Below are 19,345 nucleotides of genomic sequence, written 5' to 3' on the forward strand. Positions count from 1 at the left end.
TACGGATTGACTTTCTTTTTTTTCCTGTTTTTTCTTTTGAAAAAATGATTTGGGGGCGAGCCTCAGCAGGACTGGAAAGGGAGCAAATGTAACAAGATTGTATAACAACTTAAAAACAAAAGTTATGAACATTTCAGGAAGGCTGACACAAGATGCAACGGTCAGCAAAACAACATCAGGTAAGGAAGTGGTAAACTTCAGTGTAGCTGTAAATGACGGCTACAAAAACAAACAGGGGGAATGGGTGGACAACACCGCATTTATTGAATGTGCCTACTGGCGAAGCGCAAAACCAGTTTCATGGCTCAAACAGGGGCTATATGTCGAACTGACGGGACAGATCAGCGCAAGGGCGTGGACGGGAAAGGACGGCAACCCAAAAGCGGGGCTGAACTTCACAACCTCCAATATAAAACCCGCTTGGGGAACAGCATCGGAAAAAGATTCCGTACAGGCCAGTAAAAAACAGGAACCTGCCAATACTGCGAAAGAAGACGAGAAAGACGACCTCCCATTCTAGGCAGGACAGTACAAAAACCAAAACATTAAACCCATTTAAAAAATAGAAATCATGGCACATAATTTAAATTTCAACAATAGAACAGGTAGATATTCATTTTTCGCTGTAAAAGAAAAGGCTTGGCACGGTCTGGGGCAGATCGTACAGGATTACCCGACAAGTGCCGAAGCAATCAGGCACGCAGGATTGGACTACGAAGTAGAAAAAAGCCCTTTATTCACCAAAGGATCAGGAATCGTACAGATTTCGGACGGTATCGTCATTCAGGACACTGAAATCGAAGTACCTAACTATTTTGCCAATATCCGCACAGATAACAATACCGTTCTGGGCGTTGTGGGTAGAGATTACCACATTGTACAGAATAAAGACGCCTTTACGTTTTTTGATTCTATCGTAGGTGGTGGAAGCGGTATTCTGTACGAGACCGCAGGCGTACTCGGTAATGGCGAACGCATATTCATTACCGCCAAACTCCCAAATTACATCCGCATAGGAAGTTCAGACGATGTCATTGAAAAATACATCTTCCTGACCACAAGCCATGACGGAAGCGGAAGCATTACAGCAGCATTCACCCCTATCCGAATCGTTTGCCAAAACACCCTGAACGCATCACTCCGCAATATGAGTAACGTGGTACGCATAAAACATACCGCAGGAGCAAAACAACGTCTGAGTGATGCACATAAAGTCATGGGACTAGCAAACACCATGACCACGCAGATGGACGGCATTTTTAACCATTGGGCAACCATCAAAATCAAGGACAGCGAAGTTAAAAAACTGATACAGCTTGCTTTATGCCCCAATACAGAAGCCTATAACCTACTTAAAAAAGGAGCTGAGGACGAACTTTCGACCATGTTCAAAAATACCGTTGATGATGCCTTTGCATACGCCATGATGAATGATACACAGCAACTCGAAACCACCAAAGGCACCTTGTTCGGGGCTTACAATGCCGTAACTGGCTACTTTCAGAACGTACGAAATTACAAGGACAATGAATCGAAGTTACAGAGCATTGTACTTGGCGGTACTGCACAGCTCAAGTCACAGAAAGCATTTGACCTATGCACATCTTTCGAGAAAATCGGAACAGACATTTTCCAACTGAATTAAGCACAGCCAAAAGGTGGCAGGCTTGTATAGAACTGCCACCATTTTAAAATCAAAATATCATGAAATCATTACAAGAAATGAACAATACCGAAAGGGCATTTGCCGTTGCAAGGCTGTTTCCCGATCAGCTCGGAACGTTGACCGACTTTATTAAAACCGAAATAGCACACTTACGTGAGAAAGAGCAGGATATTAGAAAAGCATGGCCACCAAACTGCATTGTAACAGCCGATTATTGGTATAGCCTTGTGCAGAATGCTGAACAGACAATAGAAAAATTCGGTGTACTGCTATACCGCAATCCGAGGATTTTTGCTGACCATTTTTTCTATCAGGATAACAGCGTTTTCGGGATTCACTGTATGATAAGATTTGCAGGTTCCTCAGTGACACCCACAATGCTGAGACTGGCAATAGAACTCTATTTCGGTGACGATAAGGTAGTAACTATTGATTTTAGAAAGAACGAAACCTCAAATTAAAACTATATGAAAACCTTACATCACATGAACAACCTTGATAGAGCCTATCTGCTCGCAAGACTGTTTCCCGAAGAACTCAAACCACTGACCGAATTTATCAAGAAGGAAGCGGAACTGTGGCACAACCATAGAACCGAGATTGAAGAAAATTGGACTGAAAAAGATATTGATGTCAGCATGTGGTTTGACTACATAGCCAATTTTGAGCGCAGATACCTTAAAAACGGTACAAGGCTGTACAGAAATAAAAAGACGTTCAGAGATCAATTGTTTGACGGTTACGATGCGCTTTTCTCCATGCACGCAACGATACATTATACCGAGCAAAAGGAATGTAGCCGAGACTTTAAATACGCCATTTATATGCTGTTCGGTAACAGAAAAATAGTAGACATAAACTTAAATCCTTAGTTATGAAAAAATCAGATAAAATGACTGATGTCATGCTCATCAAGGCATTTAGCGAAACAGGTCGAAACAACTATGAAGTAGCCATTATCCCCCTTTGGGGGGACTGGCTAAAAAAGTCGCTTGAAACAACAGACCTGCTCGAAGTCCTAAATGTAGAATACTATTCGGGTTATATCACACGGAAAGAACACGGTATTTCCTTTCTGCTGTGCAGGACAGAAAAAGTACCATTCTACGAGCAGTGGTTCGGTGAAAAAGAACTGGCTTTTTTAGATGCCAAAGCGGAGGAAATCGAGCAGTTATGCAGGCACTTTGACTGCATTAAAAGCGATTCGCTGATAGTTCATCCCTCTGGAATGGCAAATTATGAAGCTTTTGAAGATGTCAAATTCAGAACAGTCGATTTTGACATCACATTGATACAGGAAATTTTAACCGCTAAAAATTAAAAAAATGACACGTTCAAACTTACATATCACCTTATCAAACGGACAGCAGATTATCTGTGTTGCCGATAGTACGAGCGCACCCGAACAGGGCTATATCGTAGAAGAAGTATTCACCCCGCTTCTAAATTTCAATAACCACAGCGAGGAAATGGACTTTCTCAAAATGCACTGTACAATGGATGAAAGAAGGGTCAATGCCATGTATAGATATTACATAAATCTTATAACAAAAGACATCAGAATGTACGAGGAAAATTACAACTATCGTGCTGACCGATTTTATAAGGGTGAAGATCTGACCGAGCGTTATACAAGCTACGCAGAAACCCTAAATAAACAAGATAGTGAAGAACCAAATTGAAACAGAACTAAAATTAAGTAACAAACTCATAAATATTTAAAAATGGATATACTGGCAAAATATAAGTTCGCAGACTGGCTCTATAACAGGTTTGTACAGAACTATAAAAATCAGAATGTAGTGGAAGCGTTCATTTTCTTAGATATTCTTTCACGATACCAAATGTTCGCAATGGAAGTCCGTAAACTTTCAGATCAGCGAAGACACATCAAGGAACTATACAGGGACATTACCAAGGCTCTGAAAAATGGAACCGCACATAAACTTTTTCTCACAGGAGAGGAAGGTACAGCGGAATTTAAAAGGGAAATGAAAGCCTACGAAGACTACCTACGGGAACAGGGCTTTTCAGAATCATATATCACTGAGTGCGTAAGCGACAAAGCAATGAACTACTATGGAAACAGCTAATTTTTTCAGACAGATTGCACAGATGGACATCAACAGCAAATTGACGCTATCTATTACAAAAGCAACAGAAAACAGGATACTCGTATCTATCTTGATCGAGAATGATGGTTGCGCAGATAAGGCAAAAAATGTCATTCCTCCTTTTAATCTGAAAGGAAGTCCCGAAGAACTGGATATCGGATTCTTTGAACATATCAAAAAACCCGTTCAGATGGCAGACGCACTCATTTCAAATATGCAAAATTTTCTAAAGGGACTGGAAACGGCTCAGGCTAACTCTGCGATGGAAAAACAGAAATCAGATAAGGAAAAAGCTAAGGGCAGAAAGTATAGCGAAGCACTACTGAAAGCCGATGCCCTTGCCAAAGTTGGGAAGTACAAGGATGCATGGACGGCACTACCGAAAGTCGGTGATTATCCCGAGCATAAAGAAGACATCCGAAAGAAACAGGATGAGTACGAAAAGCAATTTGTTCCCGATCTCTGGTCAGCTTCCGAGCAGAAAGCAGAGCAGGTAAATGAGCAGGAAAAGATCGACCAAGAAGAATATAACCCCTAAAATGCAATATTATGTTAGTAGCAACAACACTTCAGCGAGTTTTTATCCTCAAAGAAAAAGAACATGAAATCAGGCTCGATGATCCCGAGCCAAAATGGAATCTTCAGGCGGTACTGAATTTTTATTCAAACAACTACCCTGCCCTGACAACGGCAAAAATTTCACGTCCTACAATTGTGGACGACATTGTGGAATACCGCTTTGAGACAGTTATCGGAACTAAAGGTTAATTAAAATTCAAAACCCATGAATCATGCAAAAGAAATATCCGCAAACGGTAAAACTGCCCACAGCAGTAAGCCAGTCACAACTTCACCGCCAGTTGTGCGGGTTCGGGAACTGGATGAAACGTCCGAAGGATGCAGGAGAAATTCGCAAGGACAGACGGCAGTCCGCTCCGCACACGATGTTACCAATGCCTTTTTAGGCATGCAGTTCCATGCAAGATTGCAGGAACCAGAAATTGGCGAAAATTACGACAGTTCAAAATTGGAGAGGGAGTTTTTTAAATCTCTCTCCAATATCTCAAAAAAACTGAATGTAACTAAACTGGACTGTGCAGGTCTGCCCTACCCGTATAATATTTCGGAATCATTGGCACACCTGAAAACACAGCTTAAACTTAGCACCGAGGACTGGCGCGAAATCAGATTGGTAAATGATGGAAAATGTACATTTTTTGCCAAAGAGGACAGATACAACACAGGTTGTACACTTTATTATATCCCTGTGATTCCACTTTACACAATCCTGCACAATAGAAAAACCGTAAAAGCAAGTAAACTTTTGGTCTGTGTTTACGCATATATCTATCAGGTACTCGCTGTTCCCTATTACAGAAATGACGATTGCTACCTGAACTCCATGTACGATATGCTCGAAAACTCTTATTTGGACGATGAGGAGGAAGATTCAAATTCAGATGAATATTTAACTGAGTTCAAGGATGCAGAATTGATAGGAGATCATATAAAAGAACTAATCACAGAACCTACGAATCTACAGTCTTTTAAAAAGCTCTTACACAGATTTAAACCAAAAAATGAATTTGAAAAAGATGTTCATTCGATAGCCAGTTCATTTTATGAACTCTTTACCACCTATCCAAATGTCCGCATTGATCGTAAATATTTTCCATTACGGTACAGGGAAATGACCGAAGAATCCGAACGCCCTGTCACCCTTGACAACTACGTTTCATTCTGCGCTTCCATCGAAGGAAGCCTTTTTCACACCCTTTGCGATTTTGTAAATGGCGACCTGCAGGAATTTTCGGAGATAGACGAACCGACACGATTTATTCCATTTGATAACAGAAAAATAGAAAATAATGATTTCGATTTTGAAACAAAGGTATTTGACAATATTGACAGGCTCATTCAGCTATGGCAGGAACATAACTTTTAATAAACAGAACTCATGGAAGATATAACCAACAGCTTCGCAAATTATTTCGACCCTACCTGCGCATTGGTGTTTTATCAGTGTAAGACAGGCTTTAATGAAACGTATGTCGAATATTTTGACATGGAAAATGGTATACCCATCAATCCGCATCCCCTATCTGTGAACGAGGGCAAAAGACTTGCGACAGCTTTACAGGTGGATGAAGAAAATCTTAACCTTTTAAAATCCAGTGGTATTCTTAACAGCAACCTGCTATCTTTCGATGCTAAATCCGCTACCATTGTCTGGTACACAAAAGCACAGTTTCGGGATCTGCACTTTAGTAGCCATCTTGGGATAAAGTCGGGAAAAGCACATACCCCTCCAATGGTATGGGTTGCAGACAGGGAAACGCTGAAAGTTTTTGCACTTTCAACATCGAGAAAGCCCACAATCAATACACCGCTTTACAACGCACCATATTTTAACGTCTATGCGGATGGCTCCGTATGTATGGGGACTGTGGATATTTCAACTGCTGAAACTGGTTCCATTGACCAGCTGATGAAATTATGGGAAAACTACTTTTTCAATAGCTACTTTTCACACCTTATGTCTGACCATAATCCTGTTAAGGGAAACTGTGTGATGCTGTGGGAAAACCTTATCGATAACGGTAAACTATTCCCTACTGAAATGCTTGTAAAAACATCACAAAAACTTAAAGACATTTTATTATGAGAACGCCAAAGAAAAATATCCATTTCTTGGACAATTATCTGTTAAGTCCAACAAATCCCATTCGTGTAAATGTAATTGGTGCGGGCGGAACGGGCTCTAAATTTATGACCGCACTTATGGAAATCAATCATAGTTTAATGGAACTTGACCACCCAGGATTGGACGTACACCTGTGGGACGATGATATTATTACAGCTTCCAATATCGGACGGCAACGGTTTGCTGACTCGGAACGGAATCTTTATAAATCGCAAGCCATCATCAATAGGCTTAACAGGTGGGCTGGTACAAACTGGAAAGCGGAAACAAGAAAATTCGAGCGTAATGCCGATGGACAAATACCCGACTATGCAAGCGCATCAATTTACGTAACCTGTACAGATACGGTTGCATCAAGAATTGAAATAAACAAGATATTGCAGAAGTTAACCAAAGATTATGGTTACCACAGGGACAAAGCAAAGTATTGGCTAGACCTCGGCAATACCAAATTTTCAGGACAGGGCATACTTTCAACTATCGGAAACATAGATCAGCCGACCTCAAAAAAGTTCAAAACATTTGAAAACCTACCATCTATTATTGAGGAATATGGTACAGCTATGCAAATCTCGGAACAGCAAGATGATACCCCGAGCTGTTCACTGGCGGAATCACTTGAAAAACAGGATCTTTTCATCAATAGTACCATTGCGCACTTGGGGGCATCGCTTTTATGGAACCTGCTAAAGGACGGTATGACAGAAAACCGTGGATTTTTCCTCAATCTGAAAAATTTTAAATCACAACCCATTACCGTCGGCAGTTGAAAAAACTGCCGGCGGCCAAAAGCCTTCGGCTTTTGGCGCGAAAATCGGCTGCAACGGCTGTAACCTTCTACGCTATCCCCGCTTCGACAGCCGTTGCGGGTTATTTGTGGGATACAAAGTATCCCAGTTAGCTTCGCAGATATGTTATTTATCGTTTTATATTCTTTATAAGTTAAATAATTCAGAAATCGAATTTTATAATTAAACAGAGAAATTATGTCATATCATTTTTCGTGAAATCAATCCCCGTCTAATAAAGAAAAGTTCCTTCCTGGTCTTTTCCGGTCACGCTCAAATTCCTCCCACTCTTCAAGTGTATATTTTTTCCCTTCGAAGATCTTGTGTACATTTCCTTCATAGCTATCAAAATCTGTGTGGACCTCATAAGTAATTTCCTCCAAAAGATCCTGCTCACCTTTAACAGTTAAACTGAAACTTATCTGTTTAACTACGTCAGCAACGGTATCTTTAATAACAATTATTTTGGAATCTATGGAAAAGTCTCTGGATACATGGTAATCCTTTACTTTACTCCTAAACCCCTGATCAAGAAGTAGGTTATCAAGAAACTGTTCGTTTAACGTAACCCAGCCTTCGAGCAATATTTCCCTTTCATCCGCTTTTTTGCAGACAAATACAGTATCCAAGGGTATATCCAGTGGCATTGACAAATATTGCAGCCCCCTGTAATTTTCGCCCTCAGTATAAGTGCCATTGGAATCTATAAAGAAAGGTAAATAGACACCATTTGAAAAGGTATCATGTTCCATCCCTAATGGTGAATTGAAATATAATTTTTCAATGACCATCAATAGAACTCTGTTTGATGGATTACGATGTTTATCCCTAAAACGGTTCCACTTGGGTTTAAAATTCTTTTTATTGATAATTGCAGCAATCCCTAAATCGCGGGAATACTTCCATTCGACAGGACTGAACAATAAAGGATCGTTCGTGTTGCTGCTTTTATAGCTAAGATTGGTAAAGGTAAAATTCGATTCTGCTTTATCACCATCCACTTTTTCTAATGTGAATGTACCAGAGGATTCTATATTGAATAACGATTTACCTTTATAAGAACTCTTTTTGTGAAATGAAAATCTATATTCCACTGCGTTCAATAGATCGGACATGATTTAACGGCGGATGATGGCCATCCTATAATTTACTGTTTATACGGCATAATTTTCGGGGTTTGCACTTTCCAAATACCCCTGCTGTGCATCTTTCTTCATCGAATCTATCATACTTTCAGGAAGCATATAGTGGTTGAGCATCTTTTCTGCCATCTCCTTCATTTTTTCTTCATCGTTTAAGGCATGGTACAGTTTAAACAGGATCTCATCTTCGGTAAGGAACTGATATGGATCATTTACATAGTTAGCTCTGAAAGCAATAAATTCTTTGATTTTATTAGCTGCCTTTTCATATTGACCAATTCGTATAAGGGACGAATAGAGCCTATTATACGCAAACGATAGCCATTGGGCAAAAATTTGACGTTGCTCATCGGCTGAATACTCATTCCTACCTATATCAAAATTGGCAAGCAGATATTCAGCTTCCTTTATTGCATCTTCATATTTTTCCAGTTTGTAATATAATAATACAAGCCTAAGATGCCCCATTTTAAAGGGAATGCCCGTTGAAATGGATTCCTTATAGTATTTTTCGGCCAGTTCATCATCGCCCCTCTTCTCTGCAATAAGACCTTTGAGCTCGAATATCTCCGGATAACTAGGATCTATTTCCAGTGCTTTTGCGCAATATTCCTCCGCCACTTCCACGGAATCGGCATCAAGGTAAGAACTTGCTAAAAGTGCTAAGTACTTCTTTTCTTTCGGGAACTCATTATTTAAAATATGTAAGTTGGCGATTGCTTTTTCTGTTTCACCAAACATTTTTTGATTGCTAATTTTCTGCAATAACTTCTCTATTTCTTGCTCATTCATTATTCAAATTTTATAATTGTGTAAAAAACTAACCCCTAAAAGTATTACCAGGAGGTAGCTTACCATGCGTTGCCGTATATGCATCGATCAAAGAAACTTCCTCAGCGTTGGCTGTAGCATAGTTCACATTCTGTAAATACCACTCATAAGGTAATAATTTTCCTGAAGATAGATTATTTAAAATATATTCATCTTTATCACCATGATATAATTGGAAAATTACTAAATATCTTGCATAAACCGACTTAAAAGAAGTTAATCCATATTTCCAGATTGCTCCACTCATCATAAATTGATTTACGAACCCAGCTCCAAACGTGTAATTACGCATTAGTCCGGGTGTTCCCACATGAAGGTCATAAACATTATAAATATCTTTCTCACGCCTTCTTGTTCGAGGCTTTACCTGTGGAACTGTAATCGGCGGTGCTATCGGAACTGTAACGGGTTTATCCAGGGGTATGTCTATTGGAGGAGGTACTGGTTTTGGCAGATCCTCATCTATTGCTGGAGGCGGAGCAGGTATAGCTGGACTAGAAACAAATTCCCAGATCACTTTTGCTGTTTCCGCTACTGCATTGCCTACAGCAGAGAAAAAATCACATATATCGTCCCAGAAATACCAGATTGCAGCAATCGCAACAACTGCCAGAATTATCCATCCGATAGGATTCCACGACATCGAAGTCCCTGCGGTGGTTGCGCTTGCAAAAAAACCACTTGCTCCACCTGCTATTGCTAACTCCATAATTTTTTTTTATAGTTGTCCTGAGTTCTTACAGCTTATAATACCACCATAGGGACATATACATTTTGATACGTCTGATAATGGTTTTTTATCCAATATTTTGATCTTTGGTACAGCCTTGATCCAAGTCAATGGAACACCTGAAAGTTCAAGATTTAAACGGCAGATTCCTTTCAGTGCGCACAATCCAAAATGAGGGATATTCAATCCTGCAACATTGTCTTTATCAGTTGCAAACTTTCCCTCCCGGAGCTTGATCTTCGGATTGGAAGTAACAATCAACGTTGATGTCAGTAAGCCCTTGTCACAATCCAGAATCGCCTGGTCTTTTAGATATTCCATTTTAGGTCAATTTAACTTCAATTCCACCTTTCACATTTATATTTTTGTCATTGCTGATCGTAATATCACCTCCTTTGGCCGTGATGTCGATCGTACCTGAACCACCTCCCTTTTCAGAGGGCGTAGCATTTATCGCCAGATTGTTGCTTCCTGTAACAGTGATGTCCTTTCCGGTCAAGCTGATTGTACCGTCTTCTTTCATTTTCAGAGAACTGTTTCCGATAGTAATTGTTAGGCTCTTTTTTCCCTTAAAATTGATATTACCCTTATCATCCATTTCAAAAACCGAAGTCGCAGGACTGTTTTCTTTTGCACCTACATTGATGGAACTTGTACTGCCAGCATTGACAACATGATTTAAATTAGCATCAGTAGTGGCATTGCCCGTTCCGTCAAAATACATATTTGCGCCACCTTTGTCTTTAAGATTTATTGAACCTGCACCATTATCATATTTTAGTTCTGTTCCACTCCTTCCACTAAAAGACATAATATTGTTTCCTGTTCCTCCACCAGCTCCAATGCCACCGTGAAAAAGACCACCCATCACAAAAGGTCGGTCAGGATGCTGGTAGACGAAATTTACCATCACCTGATCTCCTACCTCTGGAACTGACATAAAGCCCCTATTCGTTTTCACATCATCACTGCTTCCTGCATCAGGTGACATGACCCGGATAAACTCGGAGCAATCCGTCCCCTGTTGCCAGTCGAATTGAACCTGAACTCTTCCCTGGTTTAATGGATCTGTATTGGATACCACCTTTCCAAATTGCGGTTCAGCTTTTGGGGCAATAAATTCTGGTCGGGGGATATAACCCGAATCAGCGGCTATAGCCTCAAAACGCCCGCTATAGTATCCCCTTGCATCAACTTCATGTAAGACCTCCGTTAATAACAATCGGGTAAAATATGACGTCTCGCTGGTTTCTGCTTTTCGCATTTCAATGTCCGCTATACAACCCGGATAGAGGAACGGTACAGTGGATATTCCGGTAGTAACAAATACCTCCGCAGCCTTGCTGCCAGCAGTACCCTTCTGTGAAGCTTCAACATCCAAAAATGAATTTGCCTTTATCGGTGCTATGCGCAATGAAGGAGTTTTAAAAGTGTTAGCAGAGATTTCATAGGCTCGCTGAGCGATATCTGAAGTATGTTTAATAGCTGGATCTCCTCCGGTCAATTTCTCATTCTTACGGCTATTGTAACCGTAGAAAGAAGGCTTGACATGCTGGGCTTTCATCCTTATTTTCACATCACTGAGATTCCTGCCGTATACTAGCTTCACAGGGTTTTCAGCTGGCGGAAGCTTTCCGAAATGCAATACCTCTCCATCATAGAAGAACTGTTCTCCATAAGCCTCCGCCATCCGCCCCAAATAGTTATAATGCGTTTCTTCATATTGAGAACTGTAACTTATGTTCCCGTAGTTCGCATCAACCCTGAAATCAAACTTATTGGGATCAAGTCCCTCGTTTATAACTTGCTGGGCAATACTATTGAGACTAATTTCCTGGCTTCCCCCAAAACTTTGCGTATGGGGTGCAGCGTCCAACAAAATTGTCGGGCTTTCACCAATAAGGACTATATTACCCAAACTTCCCTGATCCTGACTGAAACCGACCTCAGTCACAACCCCTACAAAATTTCTTTCAGGGCTTTCTTCTACATCTTTATATCTGAAAACAACGGTAATCCGTTTTCCAAGGAAATTTTGAGCCTCTTCCAAATTGTGGTTTTCAGCATCGCCCAATGTGTCGTGCGCTAAGGTCAACTCAAAGGTATGGTGCTTTACCGCACTCTGTGTAAGCTTGAAATGCTTGAAGAATCGAATGGTGGTGCCTTCAACCACGATTTCAAGCTTCACCAGCCTGTTCAGCCCATTTACTTCATTTTCCGAAATCGCTCCAGCATTATAAATTTTTGAAGTAGGCTGGTTCTTCCATAGCTTCCCTTTAGTAAGTGACCTTTCGTTATTCTGCATTGGCTTATCAAAAAAAGTCTTTGCCCCTGCATTCTCAGGCTGTGAAGAAAAAACAGTAGTTGAACTGCTACTTTCTCCTCCTCCTGTTGACGAATCTATATGATCCATGTCTTTCTGAAACATACATATCTATTTTTTCATTTATATAATTACGGTGATATTCTCCCTGAGCGCGGTGAGACTTTTTGTTCAGCTACGTCGTCCGATCTATTTTTTTCCTTATTTGGGATAAAGGAATTAAGTGACTGTACTGAGATGAATTCGTACAAATTTCAATAGGATTGAAACTCCATTCTATGTGCAGGGTTGCACGTCAATACTAAATATATATATATTCTTTTTCATAAATTAATGTGATTTTGGTTTTGCAATATAGTATATTGAAAAATCACGGCAAAATGATTTACCCACTTTTTTGAAAAGTGTCGTAATTTTACTATGCCCTATCTATCAATGATTTCAATCCAAAATATTGGAGTTAATTGACAGCAATAGGCTATTTATATAGGTCTATTTTGAAGCTGCTCCTTATCCTTTTCAATTTTTTCAACCCTATATACGTAAACTTTGATCGGCTGTCCTAATTCGTCCGTTCCTACATATTCAAAAAGTTCAAAATGACGGGGTATTGGTTCCTTCACAACACGACCAGTCCATGTGATAGTGCATTGATCTTTCATAAGAGGCTAAATATATTATATATAAGATAAGGATAATTACGGAAATCCGTAAGGTAAATTGCGAATTTTATTCATTTACGGATATAGGAACGCTACCCAGTTCAGATTTGACTTTGTGTAGATATTGTGTAAAACTCATACCATTTATCTGCTGGAATACTTTTGAAAAATTAGTCCTTGATGAAATTCCACACATTTTTGAGAGTGTGTCACTGGTATACTTATGGTATTCTTTATCGGTGTCAAGTTTCTTAGTAATGTAGGAAATCCGCAACTCGCAGAGGTATAGATGAAAATTTGCGCCCCTATGTGCCTGAATAATTTCGGATAGATAATTGTGGTTTACACCAAAACTTTTGGCCATTGATTTGAGCTTGATATGCTCATTAAGATATTCGTGATTTGCTTCAAATTCACTCAGCTTCCGAAGAACATCCTCAACAATACCATTACCTATATCGGTTTTCCTGTACGTTCGCATCCTGAATGCTCCTTCCTCTTCCATATTTAAGGTACCACCTGCGAGGTTAATCCCTAAAACGCTATTCCGACCAATAACCGTCTTTCTGGACCTCAGCCTTAAAAGCAGATAGAACGCTCCAAAGGAAAAAATAAATAATAGGATCACATATACAGTTCCTCTAATCCAGGATATCCGCTGTAATTTGTCCTTCTCCTGTAAAAGTTTATCAGCATCATACTCATGATGGATTTTTGAAGACAGATAAACGAAATCCTCTTCAAGAATTTTATCGACTTTAAGAAGCTGCCTGGTATAGTATAATGATTTTGCACTGTCTTTATTATCTGCATAATAATTTATCAGATCGACATATATATGTCTTACTTCCGGCAGAACAAAATTATGCTTTACGAAAATTGAATCTATATTTTCAAAATCCCTGATCGCTTCTCCGATATTTCCCTGCTCCCACTTGGCTCTGCCGAGGTACGAGTATGATACGGTCAACCACGCGAAGTCATTGACCTGGATAAGCGCTGCTAAAGAATTGTTCAACATTTTGACCGCATTGCCATAATGCTTGTTTCGGAATTCACGAATGCCTTCTTCTTTGAGGAAATAACTGTGTTCCTGCTTGTAATCCGCATTTTTCGATGATCCTGCAAGCCCTACCGCTATCAGCGAATCAGCCTTTTTATTATCATCCAGTTTGCGGTAACATACGATCATTTGATGGATCGTATTCAAATACCCTCTTTGATTCCCATACATCAAATTAGGGTGCTGATACTTCTTGATTTCACCCTCAAAAAAAGCTCTGCCCTCCTCAAAATTATTAAGAGCCTCCTTATAATAACCTATATAGCTTTTAACAACTCCTATGTGGTAATTAAGTTTGTTTCTGTAATATGGATCTTTATTGCTTTTATTCTTCTCAAAAGCTTTCAAATATTCATTTAGGGCGAGCTTATATTTTTTGAGATAAAAGTAATAAACCACTCCTTTACTCATGTACGCACTGCTCAATAAACTATCGTTCCTAATTGCCTTTGCGACATAAATTGCACTGTCTGCATATTTCAGTTTGATCTGCGGATCAGCCGAGTAATAGCGGGCGTCCTTATAACCAAGAAACAGCTGGGTATGATCATTCTCCGATTTTGCCTTTTGGATAAGCTTTCCTACCAGCGGAAGTGCTGCTGCATCATTTTCCGGTAGGTTCTCGTATTGACGTTGGATGAGATAAAAATCGCTCAGCTTTTCTTGCTGGGCAAACAGCAATTCGCACAGAAAAAGTAATATGATTGATAAAAAATGAATTTGTGGGCGGTTCATGGCTAAGTATTACTATAAAATTAAGAAAATTTCTCATATACCACACACCCCAAATTCATCGCTACGTGAAAAAGCGTTTTACAAATTAGCGAACTATATATCAACGCATTACGAAATTAAACATCAAAATTGCAAGTGTGAATTTGCGTTCTAATACATGTGAATGGTTTCTAATACACTTCAAAAATGCCCCCAAAACCACATTTTTTTTCAAAAATATTAGGTGACTTTTTTTCAATTATTTACATCTGCTGCAGTGGGTAATTCATTGGTGTGCATTTGATAACTGAGACCACAAGTTGTTTTAACCAATCCCAAAGACTGATAATTTGGACCACAGAATTCAACCACGTCTCGGCCGAGATAATCTAAAAAATTTTACAATGAAAAAAACAACGGTTATCTCAATATCGATAATCCTTTTCAGCCTTTGCACATTACAATCTTGCAGACAGGATGAAATGGAAATAGTGCCAGAAGAAAACAGTCTGGCAGAAAAAGAAAATCAGCAAAAACTCTATTTAAAAACAGAGAATGACACTTTGCAAACGACGTCAAACTTAAGTTTTGACGCCGACGGAAATGAGATCAAAGATCCACCACCAAAAGATAAAGATCAATGGAAACATTAAGTGTGAATTTTTTCTAATACAGTGTGCATTTGCATTCTGAGACAACAAGTTCTTGCATTTCAGCCAAAATGCATTCTAAATTTGATGAAATAGAAATTTTGAAAATAGATTTTTAAATCCTCGAAAATGCATACGACCAGTTAAGGCATTTATGACAACCATCAAATAACCACATCATGAGCATTAAGAACATCATTTCAGAACTGATCATATTTATCCTCATTCTTGTATGGGCGTACACGTTCGCCAGTAAAATCTTTGATTTTGATACATTCAATAGACAGATAAAAGGTGCTTACCTGCTATCTGCAGTTGGAGCTGTCCTACCATATATTTTACAGGCTGTACACCTCGGGATTGTCATACTACTACTAAAAAAGAACTGGAGAAGATTGGGATTATTAACTTCCCTTTCTGTCCTGATCCTTTATACTGCTTACCTAATTTACATTTTAAAATTTGCACCGAGCATTCCATGCTCATGTATTGCAGTTTTCAAAGGAATGAATTGGAATGACCAGCTGTATTTTAATTTCATTGCCCTTGCAATTAACATTATTGGTCTGATCACTTTTTTTTCGCTAAGGCGAGCCCCACACAATAGTGTTCAGACCACTTATAACTAAACTAATAACCAAACAGGAGAAGCCGAAAACCTGAAACCAAGAGTAGGCAAAAAACTAACCAAAGTTTAGCTTTTTGATTTATAAAAGCACCAAACATCATGAAATCACTAAGAATTACATTAGGAGTTGCAGCAATTGCAATCGGAAGTTTCGCAGCTTTCTCTTTTGCGCCGGCAAGTAGCAGTGCAAAATTAGCTTTACAAGAATTTTACGTGAATCCTGACGGTTCACGAGGACCACAAGTAACCGGCGAAAATCGTTGCCAAGATGAAACAAAGATTTTATGCTCCCAAGAATATGATACATCTACCGGTTTGCCAACGGGAAATGCAAGCAAAATGCATAACGGGCCACAACAATAACAAAAAGAGACTGCCTAAAAGCAGTCTCTTTATTTTTGTAATATTGAATATACTATTTGTAAAGAATGAATACACGAATTCATAATCTACAAGTAATTGGTTAGATATTGAGGTGAAAAGACAAGCCAAAAATGGCCGTCTTTTCTTATAGATACGGCTCAAGAAACCTCTTAAAAGCCTCTCGTTTTCCTGTTGGATTAGGAGGTACCCCAATTAGTTTCCCCTCCTTATCTATTGCAACCAAAAAAGGATATCCATTAGGATTTAAAAATTTCACTAACTGATGATTAGTTTCAAGACCCTCAGTATAAAGTTGTAATGAACTTTTGCTGCAGTATTTCCCAATACCTTTTAACCACCAACTTCGATCACTATCAATACTTACCGAAATAAATTGAATATTTTTATCTAAATATTCCTTCTCCAAATCCTCCATGATTGGTGCTAAAACCCTGCACCCTCCGCAACCGTTAAACCAAAAATCTAGGATAATAACCTTACCTTTAAAATCGGAAAGATTATATTTTTTTCCAGTTGTATCAGGCAATGAAAAAGCAAAAAAATCCATTCCTCTTTTTAATCTCGACATGACAATTTGATAGCTGTCTCTTACTGTACTAAAAAATTCCGAATCGTGTTTTACATTATCCGAATATATTTGGTATATCGCCCGTGTGTTCTCGCTATCCTGCTCATTTGCAAAAACATTTAAAGCAGCACTTGCGAGTAGATATTCTTTTGCAGCAGGATATTTCGATAAGTGTTTTATTACTAATTTACAGTACTCTACTGGGTTGTCCTGTCTTATCCGCATACCTCCATGCTTGGCGGGGTTATCGAATTCGGAAAGTAACACAAAGTCGCGAAGAACAGTCATTCCATCATTATTTATTACATCATTTTTTAAAAATATTTTTATCCTATTTTTCTTTACTATATAATCTTTAAATAATGTGCTTAAAGAATCACTTGTACTTTGAATGCTAGAATACATCAACAAATTTAATACTGATTCGTACTCCATAGCCCTTATTAGGTCAATATCAGATTTTTTAAAACTATTTTTGTACTTTCTACAAATTGAATCAATAACATCTAATTTTTTATCTGTGCTAATAAACTTATAGCTTATAGATTGAAAACTATAAGCTGGATCTTGTTTATAAAGGGCAAGTAGCTTTGCTACTATTGCCTGTTGCATAAAAACTTTTTGGCTTCCATTACCAGAAAATTTAAGATTCATTATACCTAGTTTCTTTGCATCGGGTATTTCAATATTAATGCTATCTCCCGGATTAACTAAGATTGCATATGCACCAGGAAAAATCATATGCTTTTCATTTAAATTAGCGCTAATTGATAAAGGTTCATTTATTTCTATTTCAAATTCGAAACGACCATTTAAAGTCTTAGTCTTATAGTCAGCCTTTCGGCCGTTTCCAATGATATGTGGGTAAAATACATTTAGTTCTACATCTGCTCTATTCTCTTTATATTCAGGAATAAACCCTGTTATTTTAGTTTTTATTTGACCAAAGAGGCTCAGGCAAAAAAATGAGAAAGCTATTAAAAGAATATTGTTTTTCATTTCTAATATTTGTTTTGTTCGATATGATTAAAATCTATTACAAATTGTGGAATTGGCAAAACATAACGGGGATCATTAGCAGGTAATGTGAATATTTCCGTCCCAATAGTTCTAGTCAAGTTTATCGAGTATTTTGGATCAATATTTAGCCTTTTCAAATCTTGCCATCTCAATCCTCTTGCTAACAGCTCTTTTCTTCTTTCTTTAAGAACAATATCTAAAGCATTTGCATTACTTGAAGCCGAAAATGGAACAAAATTCTCCTTTTTGTATCTGTTGAGCGCCAATTTATTCAGAGCTTCTAGTGAACCTTTGGTGTCATTTAGTCTAGCCTTCGCCTCTGCAAGAATTAAAAGTACCTCAGCAGTAGTCGTTCCTGTGAAAAGACTACTTAAAAAACTACCTTTAAATGTGACTTTTCCGTCCGCTTCACTTCTGAAAAAAAGTACCTTTCGTAAATCATCATTGGTGTATTGATTATAAAGCATCGTATTAATACGGCCAGTTGTAGGATTACTTGACGATTTAACCATAACACCTCTAACATGAATTTCTTTTGATTGAATATTTAAGGGTCGACTAGCAGAAGTATTGGTAATCTGGTTGAAATCTTGAACAAAAGAATTATATTTCAACGAGGAATCAGCTGCACTTTTAGCATCATTAAAACTGTTCATATAAAGGAACGTTCTAGCTAAAAGGGCGAAGGCACCTGCCTTGGTGACCTTCGTGTAATCAGGTTGTGTGATAGGAAGATTCTGCGCAGATTGTCGTAAATCCTGAATAATCTGTTGATAAGTTTGCTCAACTGTTGCCCTTTTGACATTTTCATCAATATCGTCATCGAGCTTAATTGGTATTCCTAAGTCAGTATTAGCGGTACTTTGCTCATAATTTTTACTAAAAGTCATAGCCATATTTAGAAATTGCTTTGCTCGATGATATTGAGCCGTACCCTTTATACGATCATACTCAATCTGATTAGAATTGTTTCTTTCTATTGAAATTAGTCGCTTCAAAACTACATTACAAACCTGAATCTGGCTATATGCACATTTCCACTCATTTTGTTGAACAAGGTTTAAGTTCTCATAATTTCTATCTTTTTTCCAAATAATAAAATCCCTATCAAAACCAAAAGAAATTTGATTATATTGTTCAATTGTAAATTCATAATCGTCACAGGAGGTTTCTATCCCACCTCTCCCGTCATATTGGAATAAATCAGCATTCAAAAGTAGATCTAAATCATTGAGGGTGGCGGGAACAATCAATTTAATATCCTGCTTTTCTTCTAACCATTTATCGGAGCAGCCTATCACGAACGAAATTAGGAATATTGATGTGAGCATAGTAATTAACTTTTTCATTTCTATAAT

General features: G+C 38.4%; 24 protein-coding genes. 15 read left to right on the plus strand and 9 right to left on the minus strand.

The genetic code is table 11. The features are described from left to right. The first annotated feature begins 124 nt into the window (after nt 1-124). From MKS83_RS05045 to MKS83_RS05100, 12 genes are read left to right on the plus strand one after another with little or no spacing between them, the layout of a single operon-like run. Nucleotides 125-520, plus strand: coding sequence for a single-stranded DNA-binding protein (locus MKS83_RS05045; protein WP_240583167.1), 396 nt, complete (start codon nt 125-127; stop codon nt 518-520). Between the two features lie 51 nt (nt 521-571). Continuing rightward, nucleotides 572-1,645 carry a DUF932 domain-containing protein gene (locus tag MKS83_RS05050; RefSeq protein WP_240582250.1) on the plus strand — a complete coding sequence of 358 codons (1,074 nt, stop codon included), beginning with the start codon at nt 572-574 and terminating at the stop codon, nt 1,643-1,645. A 59-nt stretch (nt 1,646-1,704) separates the two neighbouring features. Then, the gene (locus tag MKS83_RS05055) at nt 1,705-2,127 is read left to right on the plus strand and encodes a hypothetical protein (RefSeq protein ID WP_240582251.1); all 423 of its coding nucleotides are present in this window, start codon (nt 1,705-1,707) and stop codon (nt 2,125-2,127) included. Nucleotides 2,128-2,151: 24 nt separating this feature from the next. Further along, the gene (locus MKS83_RS05060) at nt 2,152-2,538 is read left to right on the plus strand and encodes a hypothetical protein (RefSeq protein ID WP_240582252.1); all 387 of its coding nucleotides are present in this window, start codon (nt 2,152-2,154) and stop codon (nt 2,536-2,538) included. A 2-nt stretch (nt 2,539-2,540) separates the two neighbouring features. Next, a complete protein-coding gene (locus tag MKS83_RS05065; RefSeq protein ID WP_240582253.1) occupies nt 2,541-2,987 on the plus strand; it encodes a hypothetical protein in 447 nt (148 codons plus the stop codon). A gap of 4 nt (nt 2,988-2,991) precedes the next feature. Beyond that, nucleotides 2,992-3,348 carry a penicillin-binding protein gene (locus MKS83_RS05070; RefSeq protein WP_240582254.1) on the plus strand — a complete coding sequence of 119 codons (357 nt, stop codon included), beginning with the start codon at nt 2,992-2,994 and terminating at the stop codon, nt 3,346-3,348. 42 nt (nt 3,349-3,390) lie between these two features. Then, complete coding sequence (locus MKS83_RS05075; protein ID WP_240582255.1) at nt 3,391-3,759, plus strand: hypothetical protein; 369 nt, start codon at nt 3,391-3,393, stop codon at nt 3,757-3,759. Beyond that, nucleotides 3,746-4,318, plus strand: coding sequence for a PRTRC system protein E (locus tag MKS83_RS05080; protein WP_240582256.1), 573 nt, complete (start codon nt 3,746-3,748; stop codon nt 4,316-4,318). Before MKS83_RS05075 ends, MKS83_RS05080 begins: the two co-directional genes overlap by 14 nt. Before the next feature lie 11 nt (nt 4,319-4,329). After that, the gene (locus MKS83_RS05085) at nt 4,330-4,548 is read left to right on the plus strand and encodes a PRTRC system protein C (RefSeq protein WP_002981373.1); all 219 of its coding nucleotides are present in this window, start codon (nt 4,330-4,332) and stop codon (nt 4,546-4,548) included. 16 nt (nt 4,549-4,564) lie between these two features. Beyond that, nucleotides 4,565-5,725 carry a hypothetical protein gene (locus tag MKS83_RS05090; RefSeq protein ID WP_240582257.1) on the plus strand — a complete coding sequence of 387 codons (1,161 nt, stop codon included), beginning with the start codon at nt 4,565-4,567 and terminating at the stop codon, nt 5,723-5,725. Nucleotides 5,726-5,737: 12 nt separating this feature from the next. Next, nucleotides 5,738-6,445 carry a prokaryotic E2 ligase family D protein gene (locus tag MKS83_RS05095; RefSeq protein WP_240582258.1) on the plus strand — a complete coding sequence of 236 codons (708 nt, stop codon included), beginning with the start codon at nt 5,738-5,740 and terminating at the stop codon, nt 6,443-6,445. Then, a complete protein-coding gene (locus tag MKS83_RS05100; RefSeq protein WP_240582259.1) occupies nt 6,442-7,254 on the plus strand; it encodes a PRTRC system ThiF family protein in 813 nt (270 codons plus the stop codon). The genes MKS83_RS05095 and MKS83_RS05100 overlap by 4 nt, the downstream gene beginning before the upstream one ends. Nucleotides 7,255-7,493: 239 nt before the next feature. On the opposite strand, the gene MKS83_RS05105 is transcribed toward MKS83_RS05100, so the two are convergent. The 7 genes from MKS83_RS05105 to MKS83_RS05135 all read right to left on the minus strand — a co-directional run bounded on the left by MKS83_RS05105 (nt 7,494) and on the right by MKS83_RS05135 (nt 14,758). Continuing rightward, nucleotides 7,494-8,387, minus strand: coding sequence for a hypothetical protein (locus MKS83_RS05105; RefSeq protein WP_240582260.1), 894 nt, complete (start codon nt 8,385-8,387; stop codon nt 7,494-7,496). Between the two features lie 39 nt (nt 8,388-8,426). Next, the gene (locus MKS83_RS05110; protein ID WP_240582261.1) at nt 8,427-9,155 is read right to left on the minus strand and encodes a tetratricopeptide repeat protein; all 729 of its coding nucleotides are present in this window, start codon (nt 9,153-9,155) and stop codon (nt 8,427-8,429) included. Nucleotides 9,156-9,234: 79 nt separating this feature from the next. After that, nucleotides 9,235-9,954 carry a hypothetical protein gene (locus tag MKS83_RS05115; protein WP_002981386.1) on the minus strand — a complete coding sequence of 240 codons (720 nt, stop codon included), beginning with the start codon at nt 9,952-9,954 and terminating at the stop codon, nt 9,235-9,237. Nucleotides 9,955-9,963: 9 nt separating this feature from the next. After that, the gene (locus MKS83_RS05120) at nt 9,964-10,296 is read right to left on the minus strand and encodes a DUF4280 domain-containing protein (protein WP_214588939.1); all 333 of its coding nucleotides are present in this window, start codon (nt 10,294-10,296) and stop codon (nt 9,964-9,966) included. Nucleotide 10,297: 1 nt separating this feature from the next. Further along, entirely contained in the window at nt 10,298-12,403 is a 2,106-nt protein-coding gene (locus MKS83_RS05125; RefSeq protein ID WP_240582262.1) for a type VI secretion system Vgr family protein, read from the minus strand. Between the two features lie 377 nt (nt 12,404-12,780). Beyond that, nucleotides 12,781-12,960, minus strand: a complete 180-nt coding sequence (locus MKS83_RS05130; protein WP_214588937.1) for a hypothetical protein — start codon at nt 12,958-12,960, stop codon at nt 12,781-12,783. 67 nt (nt 12,961-13,027) lie between these two features. Next, nucleotides 13,028-14,758, minus strand: a complete 1,731-nt coding sequence (locus MKS83_RS05135) for a helix-turn-helix domain-containing protein (RefSeq protein ID WP_240582263.1) — start codon at nt 14,756-14,758, stop codon at nt 13,028-13,030. 383 nt (nt 14,759-15,141) lie between these two features. Here MKS83_RS05135 and MKS83_RS05140 point away from each other — a divergent pair, with 383 nt between their 5' ends. The 3 genes from MKS83_RS05140 (at nt 15,142) to MKS83_RS05150 (ending at nt 16,378) form a co-directional block, all read left to right on the plus strand. Further along, on the plus strand, nt 15,142-15,390 hold the full coding sequence (locus MKS83_RS05140; RefSeq protein WP_240582264.1) for a hypothetical protein: 249 nt from the start codon (nt 15,142-15,144) through the stop codon (nt 15,388-15,390). A gap of 176 nt (nt 15,391-15,566) precedes the next feature. Beyond that, nucleotides 15,567-16,016, plus strand: a complete 450-nt coding sequence (locus tag MKS83_RS05145) for a MauE/DoxX family redox-associated membrane protein (RefSeq protein ID WP_240582265.1) — start codon at nt 15,567-15,569, stop codon at nt 16,014-16,016. A 98-nt stretch (nt 16,017-16,114) separates the two neighbouring features. Further along, a complete protein-coding gene (locus tag MKS83_RS05150) occupies nt 16,115-16,378 on the plus strand; it encodes a hypothetical protein (protein WP_240582266.1) in 264 nt (87 codons plus the stop codon). Nucleotides 16,379-16,523: 145 nt separating this feature from the next. Here MKS83_RS05150 and MKS83_RS05155 read toward each other — a convergent pair whose 3' ends face one another. Together MKS83_RS05155 and MKS83_RS05160 are read right to left on the minus strand one after the other, a co-directional pair. Next, a complete protein-coding gene (locus MKS83_RS05155) occupies nt 16,524-17,966 on the minus strand; it encodes a TlpA family protein disulfide reductase (protein WP_240582267.1) in 1,443 nt (480 codons plus the stop codon). 2 nt (nt 17,967-17,968) lie between these two features. Beyond that, nucleotides 17,969-19,336, minus strand: a complete 1,368-nt coding sequence (locus MKS83_RS05160; RefSeq protein ID WP_240582268.1) for a RagB/SusD family nutrient uptake outer membrane protein — start codon at nt 19,334-19,336, stop codon at nt 17,969-17,971. Between the last annotated feature and the right edge of the window lie 9 nt (nt 19,337-19,345).

Source organism: Chryseobacterium sp. Y16C, assembly GCF_022488405.1.
GTDB lineage: Bacteria > Bacteroidota > Bacteroidia > Flavobacteriales > Weeksellaceae > Chryseobacterium > Chryseobacterium geocarposphaerae.

Bases quoted from the DNA above. Each gene is read 5' to 3' on its own strand.
- MKS83_RS05085 (WP_002981373.1), top strand. From the start codon at position 4,330: ATGTTAGTAGCAACAACACTTCAGCGAGTTTTTATCCTCAAAGAAAAA.
- MKS83_RS05105 (WP_240582260.1), bottom strand. From the start codon at position 8,387: ATGTCCGATCTATTGAACGCAGTGGAATATAGATTTTCATTTCACAAA.
- MKS83_RS05060 (WP_240582252.1), top strand. From the start codon at position 2,152: ATGAACAACCTTGATAGAGCCTATCTGCTCGCAAGACTGTTTCCCGAA.
- MKS83_RS05050 (WP_240582250.1), top strand. From the start codon at position 572: ATGGCACATAATTTAAATTTCAACAATAGAACAGGTAGATATTCATTT.
- MKS83_RS05150 (WP_240582266.1), top strand. From the start codon at position 16,115: ATGAAATCACTAAGAATTACATTAGGAGTTGCAGCAATTGCAATCGGA.
- MKS83_RS05155 (WP_240582267.1), bottom strand. From the start codon at position 17,966: ATGAAAAACAATATTCTTTTAATAGCTTTCTCATTTTTTTGCCTGAGC.
- MKS83_RS05095 (WP_240582258.1), top strand. From the start codon at position 5,738: ATGGAAGATATAACCAACAGCTTCGCAAATTATTTCGACCCTACCTGC.
- MKS83_RS05130 (WP_214588937.1), bottom strand. From the start codon at position 12,960: ATGAAAGATCAATGCACTATCACATGGACTGGTCGTGTTGTGAAGGAA.
- MKS83_RS05125 (WP_240582262.1), bottom strand. From the start codon at position 12,403: ATGTTTCAGAAAGACATGGATCATATAGATTCGTCAACAGGAGGAGGA.
- MKS83_RS05145 (WP_240582265.1), top strand. From the start codon at position 15,567: ATGAGCATTAAGAACATCATTTCAGAACTGATCATATTTATCCTCATT.
- MKS83_RS05075 (WP_240582255.1), top strand. From the start codon at position 3,391: ATGGATATACTGGCAAAATATAAGTTCGCAGACTGGCTCTATAACAGG.
- MKS83_RS05090 (WP_240582257.1), top strand. From the start codon at position 4,565: ATGAATCATGCAAAAGAAATATCCGCAAACGGTAAAACTGCCCACAGC.
- MKS83_RS05100 (WP_240582259.1), top strand. From the start codon at position 6,442: ATGAGAACGCCAAAGAAAAATATCCATTTCTTGGACAATTATCTGTTA.
- MKS83_RS05080 (WP_240582256.1), top strand. From the start codon at position 3,746: ATGGAAACAGCTAATTTTTTCAGACAGATTGCACAGATGGACATCAAC.
- MKS83_RS05140 (WP_240582264.1), top strand. From the start codon at position 15,142: ATGAAAAAAACAACGGTTATCTCAATATCGATAATCCTTTTCAGCCTT.
- MKS83_RS05135 (WP_240582263.1), bottom strand. From the start codon at position 14,758: ATGAACCGCCCACAAATTCATTTTTTATCAATCATATTACTTTTTCTG.
- MKS83_RS05070 (WP_240582254.1), top strand. From the start codon at position 2,992: ATGACACGTTCAAACTTACATATCACCTTATCAAACGGACAGCAGATT.
- MKS83_RS05110 (WP_240582261.1), bottom strand. From the start codon at position 9,155: ATGTTTGGTGAAACAGAAAAAGCAATCGCCAACTTACATATTTTAAAT.
- MKS83_RS05115 (WP_002981386.1), bottom strand. From the start codon at position 9,954: ATGGAGTTAGCAATAGCAGGTGGAGCAAGTGGTTTTTTTGCAAGCGCA.
- MKS83_RS05160 (WP_240582268.1), bottom strand. From the start codon at position 19,336: ATGAAAAAGTTAATTACTATGCTCACATCAATATTCCTAATTTCGTTC.
- MKS83_RS05055 (WP_240582251.1), top strand. From the start codon at position 1,705: ATGAAATCATTACAAGAAATGAACAATACCGAAAGGGCATTTGCCGTT.
- MKS83_RS05120 (WP_214588939.1), bottom strand. From the start codon at position 10,296: ATGGAATATCTAAAAGACCAGGCGATTCTGGATTGTGACAAGGGCTTA.
- MKS83_RS05045 (WP_240583167.1), top strand. From the start codon at position 125: ATGAACATTTCAGGAAGGCTGACACAAGATGCAACGGTCAGCAAAACA.
- MKS83_RS05065 (WP_240582253.1), top strand. From the start codon at position 2,541: ATGAAAAAATCAGATAAAATGACTGATGTCATGCTCATCAAGGCATTT.